The organism is Anaerobacillus sp. CMMVII, assembly GCF_025377685.1.
GTDB lineage: Bacteria > Bacillota > Bacilli > Bacillales > Anaerobacillaceae > Anaerobacillus.
This window is the reverse complement of sequence record NZ_JACEHK010000007.1, coordinates 1-9808: the sequence shown is the minus strand read 5'-3', so window position 1 is coordinate 9808 and position 9808 is coordinate 1. Positions and strand designations below refer to the sequence as shown.

At 36.9% G+C, this 9808-nt stretch carries 6 protein-coding genes and 4 pseudogenes; all 10 read right to left on the bottom strand.

The window, feature by feature from the left end; all coding sequences use genetic code 11:
* Positions 1-608 (bottom strand): annotated as a pseudogene (locus H1D32_RS10615) (ParA family protein); the annotation flags it as partial.
* A 201-nt stretch (positions 609-809) separates the two neighbouring features.
* Positions 810-1677: pseudogene (gene noc, locus H1D32_RS10610) on the bottom strand (nucleoid occlusion protein).
* 552 nt (positions 1678-2229) lie between these two features.
* Positions 2230-2943 (bottom strand): 16S rRNA (guanine(527)-N(7))-methyltransferase RsmG, encoded by a 714-nt coding sequence (rsmG, locus tag H1D32_RS10605; RefSeq protein WP_261178269.1) that lies wholly within the window; start codon positions 2941-2943, stop codon positions 2230-2232.
* On the bottom strand, positions 2936-4840 hold the full coding sequence (gene mnmG, locus H1D32_RS10600; protein WP_261178268.1) for a tRNA uridine-5-carboxymethylaminomethyl(34) synthesis enzyme MnmG: 1905 nt from the start codon (positions 4838-4840) through the stop codon (positions 2936-2938). Before mnmG ends, rsmG begins: the two co-directional genes overlap by 8 nt.
* Positions 4841-4964: 124 nt before the next feature.
* A pseudogene (gene mnmE / locus H1D32_RS10595) lies at positions 4965-6340 on the bottom strand (tRNA uridine-5-carboxymethylaminomethyl(34) synthesis GTPase MnmE).
* Between the two features lie 389 nt (positions 6341-6729).
* Positions 6730-7353 (bottom strand): RNA-binding cell elongation regulator Jag/EloR, encoded by a 624-nt coding sequence (jag, locus tag H1D32_RS10590; protein ID WP_261178266.1) that lies wholly within the window; start codon positions 7351-7353, stop codon positions 6730-6732.
* A pseudogene (spoIIIJ, locus tag H1D32_RS10585) lies at positions 7350-8122 on the bottom strand (YidC family membrane integrase SpoIIIJ). The gene jag and the pseudogene spoIIIJ overlap by 4 nt, the downstream one beginning before the upstream one ends.
* A gap of 118 nt (positions 8123-8240) precedes the next feature.
* Complete coding sequence (gene yidD, locus H1D32_RS10580) at positions 8241-8465, bottom strand: membrane protein insertion efficiency factor YidD (RefSeq protein ID WP_261178270.1); 225 nt, start codon at positions 8463-8465, stop codon at positions 8241-8243.
* Between the two features lie 12 nt (positions 8466-8477).
* Positions 8478-8828, bottom strand: coding sequence for a ribonuclease P protein component (rnpA, locus tag H1D32_RS10575; RefSeq protein ID WP_261178265.1), 351 nt, complete (start codon positions 8826-8828; stop codon positions 8478-8480).
* Positions 8829-9303: 475 nt separating this feature from the next.
* Positions 9304-9441, bottom strand: coding sequence for a 50S ribosomal protein L34 (gene rpmH, locus H1D32_RS10570; protein WP_071315349.1), 138 nt, complete (start codon positions 9439-9441; stop codon positions 9304-9306).
* Positions 9442-9808 lie beyond the last annotated feature (367 nt).

Sequence of the window (9808 nt, the reverse complement as noted above, 5' to 3'; positions counted from 1 at the left end):
TATTTTTTACTTCATCAATTACTTGAATACCTAAATTAGTTCTTGCATCAAGCATTGTTAATAAAACCCCTTCAATTTCTAAGTTTTTATTTAAATGCTTTTTGAACTAACCTAACCGTATTTAAAAGTTGACTTAATCCTTCAAGGGCATAATACTCACATTGAACTGGAATTAACACGGAATTTGCAGCTGTTAAAGAATTAATTGTTAATAGACCTAAAGAAGGTGGACAGTCAATAATAATATAATCATAGTCTAGTTCTACTTGCTCAAGCGCTCTTCTTAAACGGACTTCCCTTGAAATTGTAGGGACAAGTTCAATTTCCGCACCTGCTAGCTGAATGGTAGAAGGAATAATATGTAACCCCTCTACTGACGTTTTCCTAATTACTTCTTTTGGACTTATATCTTCAACTAAGATGTTGTAAATACAATTTTCAACATCACCTTTGTCTATTCCTATTCCACTCGTAGTATTTCCTTGGGGATCAACGTCAATTAATAGAACTCGTTTGCCTATATGTGCAAGACAAGCACTTAAATTAACAGCAGTGGTTGTTTTACCAACCCCTCCTTTTTGGTTTGCAATTGCAATTACTTTCCCCATTGTTCACCTACCTCTTTACAATCTTACTCTATGAAACTTGGATATCTAGCAACCCAAATCTACATTAGTTACATTTTATCATGAAAAATTAAAACTAAGTTATTATTTTTAAATTAAAATTCTTTAAAAACGAATCTTATTTGAAAAAATCAATAAAAAAAGAACTCAAATCCGAGGAAGTGAGCCATTAATACCTTAAAATTATTTATTTTTCGGTATTCTAATCGTAAATTGATAATATTCATCATGATCTTCTTCATCAGTGTCTATCGTAAGGCCACTTTTTAATACCATATCAACAGATTGACGAATTGTATTCATGGCTAAACGCATATCTCTTGAAAAAGCTTTACGTTGTGGCTTTTTCTTTTTGATAGGTCCTTCTAATATTCTCTTAACAAGTTCTTCAGTTTGTTTTACATTTAAGCCCTTCTCGATGATTTCAACTAGGATTTTTTCCTGAATTTCTACAGCCTTTACAGATAGAAGTGCTCTAGCATGCCGTTCCGTAATCACACGATTTAGGATTGCTTCTTGAACTTTCTCCGGCAATTGTAATAAACGTAGCTTATTCGCTATCGTAGACTGCCCTTTCCCAAGGCGTTGTGCTAAACTTTCTTGTGTTAACCCATGTAACTCTAGTAATTTAGCATAAGCAATAGCTTCTTCAATAGCAGTTAAACCTTCCCGTTGCAAATTCTCAATTAAAGCAACTGAAGCTGTTTGTGAGTCATTAAATTCCTTGACAATTGCTGGAATGTGATCCCACCCTAGTTTTGTCACTGCACGCCAGCGGCGTTCACCGGCGATGATCTCAAAGCGACCATCTCGTTCTCGGACAATAATAGGTTGAATTACCCCATGTGTTTTTATCGTTTGCGCTAACTCATCAATTCGCTCATCAACAAAAACAGTACGTGGCTGAAAACGATTTGGTGCTATATCCTTAACAGGAATTTGCCTCACTTCTTCGTTATCATTAGTTTCATTAGTTCCTCATTTTCTCAACTTGTTCAATTAATTCTTCACTCTTTTCATTAAAACCGAACAGGCGTGAAAACGGCTTCATCGCGACACCACCCTCTGAAAACTACCTTCCTAACTAATTCTACATTTATGATAGAAAGTCCTTCTTTAATAATACCATTATAAACAATAAAAATGTTTCACGTGAAACATTTTTATTAGAAAAAAAAAACTTAGCTACTATATCAAACTAGTAACTTTTAAAACAAAAGGGCTCGAAACTAGAGAAGCAGGTTAACTTCTCTAGTTTGTAGACCGCTTTTTAAAGGATAAGAATGTATAAAATTTCAACGTAATAACTGTCTAGCTCCAAGACACATCAATGAAGTTACTTCATTGCAGGTTTTGCGACGAGTAAACGAAGTGACGCAGGAGCACCGCCCAGCCCCTCGAGGTCAAATAACCTTGTTCATTAAATGCTGCCTCTGTGGTCCAGTAGGTCCTCGAGGCAAAGCCGCATGTAGTAACTCTAGAAGTAACACACGTTGTAAACGAGGTCAGTAGCTTTTGTCGCTGCTCCTGCGGTTACTCGTCGCAAAGCAGAGAAGTAACCCGAGGAAGTTCCTTGGCTCCCAGGGCGCTTGCGCTTTTCTTATTATAGTGGCTGTTTATTCGGTGTACCTGGCTTACGTGGATACGTATTCGGTGTTTTCTTTCTTTTAGCCACAAAAACAAAATGCCTTGTACTCTCTTCAAATGGTAATAGTAAGCTTTCATTTCTAACTACTTCGCCCCCGAGGGTAGAAAGTGCCTTTTTACTATCAGCAATTTCATTAACTACTTCTGGGCCTTTCATCGCTAAAAATAACCCTCCGACTTTTGCTAGAGGTAAACAAAGCTCTGCCAATACTGGCATTCTTGCAACAGCTCTTGCTATTACAAGATCATAGCTTTCACGGTGCTCTTTTTTCTTTGCAAATGCTTCGGCACGATCATGAAAGAATGAAACATCTTTTAGGTTTAAAGTCGTCGCCAGGTGTTGTAAAAAAGAGATACGCTTATTTAAAGAATCAACAATCGTCACATGCAAGTGCGGGAAACAAATTTTAATGGGAATACTTGGAAATCCAGCGCCAGCACCAACATCTACAAGTCGTAAAGGCTTTGTAAAATCATGAAAGAAAGCGGCACTGATTGAATCGTAAAAATGCTTTAAATATACCGCTTCTTCCTCTGTAATTGCCGTTAAATTCATTTTGTTATTCCACTCGACGAGTTCACGGTAATAAAGCTCAAATTGATTCATCTGTGTATCATTTAGTACGATCCCTTTTTCGGCTAAACTCATATGAAACTGTGTTTTATTCATGACTATCACTTTCTTTCGTTCTTTTTAATTTGCCTTGCTCTAGGTAAACTAACAGGATTGACACATCTGCTGGATTCACTCCTGAAACCCTTGAAGCTTGCCCAACGGAAAGTGGCCTTACTTCGCTTAACTTTTGACGAGCCTCAGTCGCAAGTCCTGATATTGCATGATAATCAAGATCTTCAGGAATCTTTTTATCGTCCATTTTCTTCATTTTTTCAATTTGTTGAAATTGTTTTTCGATATACCCGGCATATTTAATTTGAATTTCAACCTGCTCTGCAACCTCAGAAGAGACTTTTTCGTCACTCGGGAATAACCTAGCAATAAATTGGTAGGTTATTTCAGGACGTTTTAAAAGAACGGATGCTTTGTAGCCATCCTGCAATGGTGAAGATCCGATTTCAGCTAGTAACGCTTGCACTTCACTTGTTGGTTTTATCATTGTTTGTTCTAACCGCTCAATTTCACGTTTAATTTGTTCCTTTTTAGCGATAAAACGTTGGTAGCGTTCTTCCGGGATTAGCCCAACTTTATAGCCAATTTCAGTTAGTCTTAGATCCGCATTATCATGACGTAATACTAAGCGATGCTCGGCTCTAGAGGTAAGTAACCGGTATGGTTCATTCGTGCCTTTTGTAACTAAGTCATCAACTAATACTCCGATATAAGCTTCAGATCGATCAAAGATAATTGGCTCTTTACCTGAGGATTTCAATGCTGCATTAATTCCTGCAAAAATCCCTTGCCCTGCAGCCTCCTCATAGCCTGATGTTCCGTTAATTTGACCTGCTGTAAAGAGGTTCTCAACCAACTTGGTCTCTAATGTTGGCCAAAGCTGCGTAGGTACGACTGCATCGTACTCAATCGCATATCCTGGTCGCATCATCTTAACATTTTCCAGTCCTTTTAAGGTTTTTAACATTTCTAGCTGCACTTCTTCAGGCAAGCTGGTTGAAAAACCTTGAACATAAACCTCTGATGTATTTTTTCCTTCTGGCTCTAGGAAAATTTGGTGTCGAGGTTTATCACTAAATCGAACGATTTTATCTTCGATTGATGGACAATACCTTGGTCCAGTTCCTTCTATTACTCCTGAATACATTGGCGAACGGTGTAAGTTGCTATTAATAATTTCATGTGTTCGATCTGTTGTATATGTTAACCAGCAAGGCAGTTGTTGATCAACATTAAATTCCTTCGTTTCATATGAAAAAGCACGCGGCTCATTATCACCAGGTTGGATCTCAGTAACACTATAATCAATTGTGTCACCTTGAACACGAGGTGGTGTCCCTGTTTTAAAACGAACTAAATGAAAGCCATGATTTAATAAGTCATAGGCCAAATTAACAGATGGCTGTTGATTATTTGGTCCACTTTCGTAGGCTAGATCACCAAGAATAACTTTCCCTCGTAAATAGGTCCCAGTTGTGATGATAACCGCCTTAGCTTTATAGGTTGCTCCAGTATTTGTCACAACACCACGACATACACCATCTTCAACGATTAGCTTCTCAACCATCCCTTGCCTTAATAAGAGATTTTCTTGCTCTTCAATTGTTTTCTTCATTTCGTGCTGGTACATATATTTATCAGCCTGCGCACGCAGTGCACGAACTGCAGGCCCCTTTGCAGTGTTTAACATTCTCATTTGAATATGAGTTTTATCAATATTGCGTCCCATTTCACCACCCAGGGCATCTATTTCCCGAACGACTATACCTTTTGCAGGACCACCTACAGAAGGGTTACAAGGCATATATGCAACTGCATCTAAATTTAATGTTAGCATTAACGTATTTGCACCAATTCGTGCGGCTGCAAGGCCAGCCTCTACTCCCGCATGCCCTGCGCCAACAACGATAACATCAAATTCTCCAGCATGATATTCCATCAATTTTTCCTCCTCTTTAAAAGCAGTGATGAGTTTTGAATTTTGAGTTTTGAGTTTTTCAGAACTGCTTCCGAAGCCGAACTTTCACAACTCATCACTCTTAACTCAACACTCAAAACTTGGTTTATTTCCCTAAACAAAACTGTGAAAAAAGTTGATCAATTAAGCTTTCCGAAACGGTATCACCGATGATCTCGCCTAATAATTCCCATGTTCTAGTTATATCAATCTGAACCATATCAATTGGTACAGCTGATTCAAGTGCGTCAATAGCATCAGTAATAGTCCCCTTTGCTTGATGCAATAAAGCGATATGTCTTGAATTAGATACATACGTTAAATCGCCACCTTCAATATTACCTTGGAAGAATAGCTTGGCGATCGCTTCTTCTAAATCATCAATCCCCTCATCCTCGACTAATGAGGTAGTAACAACTGGCCGACCTTTAGCTAACTCATGTACTCTATTTAGATCAATCTGTTGAGCAATGTCAGTTTTATTGACAATGATGATCGCATCCATACCTTCAATAATTTCAAATAAACTCTCATCTTCTCTAGTTAACGTTTCACCGAAGTTCAAAACAAGTAAAACTAGTTCAGCTTCCTTCACTACTTTGCGTGATCGCTCAACCCCAATTTTTTCAACAATATCTTCAGTTTCCCTAATTCCAGCTGTATCCAGTAAACGCAGAGGGACACCTCTGACATTAACATACTCTTCAATGACATCTCTTGTTGTACCTGGAATATCGGTCACAATAGCCTTTGCTTCATGTACTAAACTATTTAATAAGGAAGATTTCCCTACATTTGGTCTTCCAATAATCACCGTCGACAAACCTTCACGTAAAATTTTTCCTTGGGCAGCTGTATTTAATATTTATCAATCTCATCTTTTACATACGTTGATTTTTCTAAAAGAAGATTAGTTGTCATTTCCTCAGCATCATATTCTGGGTAATCAATATTCACTTCAACATGGGCTACTGTTTCAAGAAGAGCTTGTCTAAGCTTTTGAACCTTTTTGGACAATCTGCCTTCTACTTGCCCAATTGCCACATTCATTGCTTTATCTGTTTTGGCACGGATTAAATCAATCACACCTTCAGCTTGTGATAAATCAATACGTCCATTTAAGAATGCACGTTTTGTAAATTCTCCTGGCTCTGCTAATCGAACTCCTGACTGCAAGACTTGCTGCAGAACACGGTTAACGGAAACTAAGCCACCATGACAGTTAATTTCAACAATATCTTCCCTTGTAAATGTTCGCGGTGCTCTTAGAACTGATACCATTACTTCATCTATCAATTGTTCAGAACTTTTATCAACAATATAACCGTAGTGGATCGTATGACTTTCCACCTCTTCTAAAGATTTTCTACCCTTGTAGATTTTATTTACTGCAGCAACTGCATCATCGCCACTAACACGAACGATAGCAATCGCTCCTTCCCCCATCGCTGTGGAAATTGCAGCTATTGTGTCGAACTCCATCTCTTCTTCACCTCTTTGAAATATGCCTAAGTCACCTGACGCCAGGCACCTAATTCTCTATAAAAACATAACTTTCACTTATGTATTTTCTTCTACTGTCCCTAACTATCAAGAATACCACAGTCTCTCTTTAATAAAAAGATTTTCCATCTACTCCATTAAACTATTGTCTCCGTTTTTCACAATTATCAACCATAAAACATATCCACAACTTGATTTTTCTTTCTTTTTAAAAACAAAAGTTCTAGTTTTCCACATGTGAATAAGTTTTGAGTTTTGAGTTGTTGATAGAATAGCTTTGAAGCAAATGCCCTCTCATAACTCATAACTCTCAACTAAAAAAGCCTACACCAGTGTTTTCACACTAGCATAGGCTTCTTGAAATTAATTTATTTACCAGCTGGAGCGACTACAATTCTACGGTTTGGTTCTACCCCTTCAGAATATGTCTTTACCCCTTTGATTTCTTGTAAAGCAGTATGAATGATTTTTCTTTCTAAGGCATTCATAGGTTCTAAAATAACTTCTTTTCTTGTTCTAACAGCTTTATGTCCAAGTCGTTTCGCTAATTGTTCAAGTGATTCCTTACGACGATCACGATAATTTTCAGCATCTAAAACAATTCGCATATAGTTTTCCGAATGACGATTTGCAACTAGATTAACTAAATATTGAAGTGAATCAAGAGTTTGCCCACGCTTACCAATGAGCATCCCAATCCCGTCTCCACTAAGGTTTAATAATAAACCTTCTTTTGTTTCAACTTGATTGATTTCTATTGTAGCGCCCATATTTTTCGTAACCTCTTGAAGAAAGTTAACTGCTTCTTCTGCTGCATCAGGTTTCATCTCAACTTCAACAACTGCTGGCTTTACGCCAATTAAACCTAAAAATCCTTTTTGAGGTTCTTCTACGATGTGAAATGAGATTCTTTCTCTCGTTGTATTTAATTGCTTTAGAGCAGATTGAACAGCTTCATCAACGGTTTTCCCTGAAACAGTTATTTTTTTCACTTTTTTGTTCCCCCTGTTTTAGCATTACCATTAGCTTTGCCTACATTCGGTCCAGTAATAAAATACGTTTGAACAATCATAAATACGTTACCAACCACCCAATAAAGAGCTAATGCAGATGGGAAAAATGCAGCAAATGCAATAATCATTACTGGCATAATGTAAAGTAATGCTTTCATTTGCGGATTATCTGTGATCATCATCATTTTTGTTGGATAAACGTCGTAGCACCGGCAACAAGCGGTAAAATGTAATAAGGATCTGCTGCTCCTAGGTCAAACCACAAGAAATTGTGATTTGCAATTTCACCTGTACGAATAATTGCATGATAAAACGCAAATAAGATCGGCATTTGAACAAAAATTGGTAAACACCCAGCTAGAGGATTTACTTTATGCTCTTGGAACAACTTCATTGTTTCTTGTTGAAGTTTTTGTTGTGTTTTTTGATCTTTCGCACTATATTTTTCTTTTAATTTTGTCATTTCAGGCTGTATTGCTTGCATTGCTTTTGAACTCTTTGTTTGTTTAATCATTAACGGTAACAATACAATACGAATAATAATTGTTACGAAAATAATTGAAAGCCCATAACTTTCATTAAAGAAATTCGCAACTTCGATTATTAACCAAGATAGCGGGTAAACAAAGTAATTCTCCCAAATACCCGTTTTATTCTCTGCAGTTATAGGGACCTCAAGATTTCCACACCCTACTGCTAGTAGAACAAAAGCGAGTAGCATTAATATTAACCCTAACTTTTTCTTCACTACTACTTCCTCCTTGAACTCCAACAAATTCGATAACCAATTAGTACGTAATCTTTCTAACATTAAAGATAACGCAAAAGCTAGTAATAATACAAGTCTAGTTATGATATTTATTGCTTTATTCTTCTTTTTTCTCTGGAACCAAATCAATGCCTCCAGGGTGAAAAGGCTGGCACTTCAAAATACGTTTCACAGTTAACCAGCTTCCCTTAATTGGACCAAAACGTTGTATTGCTTCTAAACCATAATGAGAGCACGTTGGGTAGAAACGACAAGTCGGCGGTGTGAATCTTGAAATATATCTCTGATAAAAAAGAATGATCCCAATTAAAATCCTTTTAATTATCTTCAAGATTTACTCACCCTTCTTTTTAAATGCATACCCTCTATAAAACACGTGAGAAATACTTTTTTTCATTTCATGAAAATCCATTTCTACGCACGGTATTCTTGCAATAAGAAGATAGTCGTAAGATTGTTTTAAATCTTCACTAAGTTGAAAAACCGATTCTCTCATTAACCTTTTGATCCTATTTCTGGTTACCGCATTTCCTAGCTTTTTACTGACAGACACACCTAGTCTAAAATGATCTTGACCTTTTTTCTCAAGCATATATAAAACAAATTGTCTGTTTGCGACGGATTTCCCATCTTTAAAAATAAGAGAAATTTCGTCATTTTTTTTAACTCGATATTCCTTCTTCACGTTACACCTCGATGTTAAAGTGGAAGCGGCCCGCTTAGACCCGACAAGTGAATGTTCTGACAGGCTACTTCCTGAAAAAACTACCAAGCAGCTTTGCGACGAGTAACCGCAGGAGCAGATGCTTTTTTGCGACGAGTAACCGCAGGAGCAAGGAGTGTGTTTTTTCACTCTTTCCCTGGCAGATTATTCGACTTCGAAGTCTAAACTGTAAATAGAATTCACTAAGGATCCCATTTACTTTCATTAAAACGCTTTCCATTTTGTTATATACGAATCTATTCTCATCATATCAAAAACGGAGCATTCTAAACATTATCAGTACGTTTTTTTTTGTACTTCTATTTTATATGTAGAAAACCTGGCTAATCTCAAAAAGGCGATAATGCCCTTTTCCCACGAAATAAATCAATTCCAGTGGTTAGAATAACCAGGTTTTATTAAAGCATTAGAAAAAAAGACCACTGACAACAGTGGCCTATGCAGACAATACTTTTCTTCCTTTACGACGACGGCGTGCTAATACTTTACGGCCATTCGCAGTAGCCATTCTTGCACGGAAACCGTGTACTTTTTTACGCTTACGATTATTTGGTTGGAAAGTTGGTTTTCCCATTTATTACACCTCCCTGAGGAAATACTCGATTAAGACAGTCTTGTAAATTATAAGGACAATAACCCCTAATTGTCAAGTCTGTTTTAAAAAAAAGCTGTTTTCGTAGCGTTTTATTGCTTTCGTAAAAATCCCAAAAGGCGGATTTTTACACATAAATACTAAGATTTCACTACTTATTTAGTAAAGTAGTGCTCTTTTCTTACTCAATTTATTGGGTGATATCTTCATCTAAGGTATTTTTCGAATTATTTGAGGTTAAATAGCAACAAGTTTTTTTGTGCGACGAGTAACCGCAGGAGCAATGTATTAGAAAAGACCCTAAAAAAATGTAAAATTTCGCATCATTTTAAATGAAATTTTCTTTGTT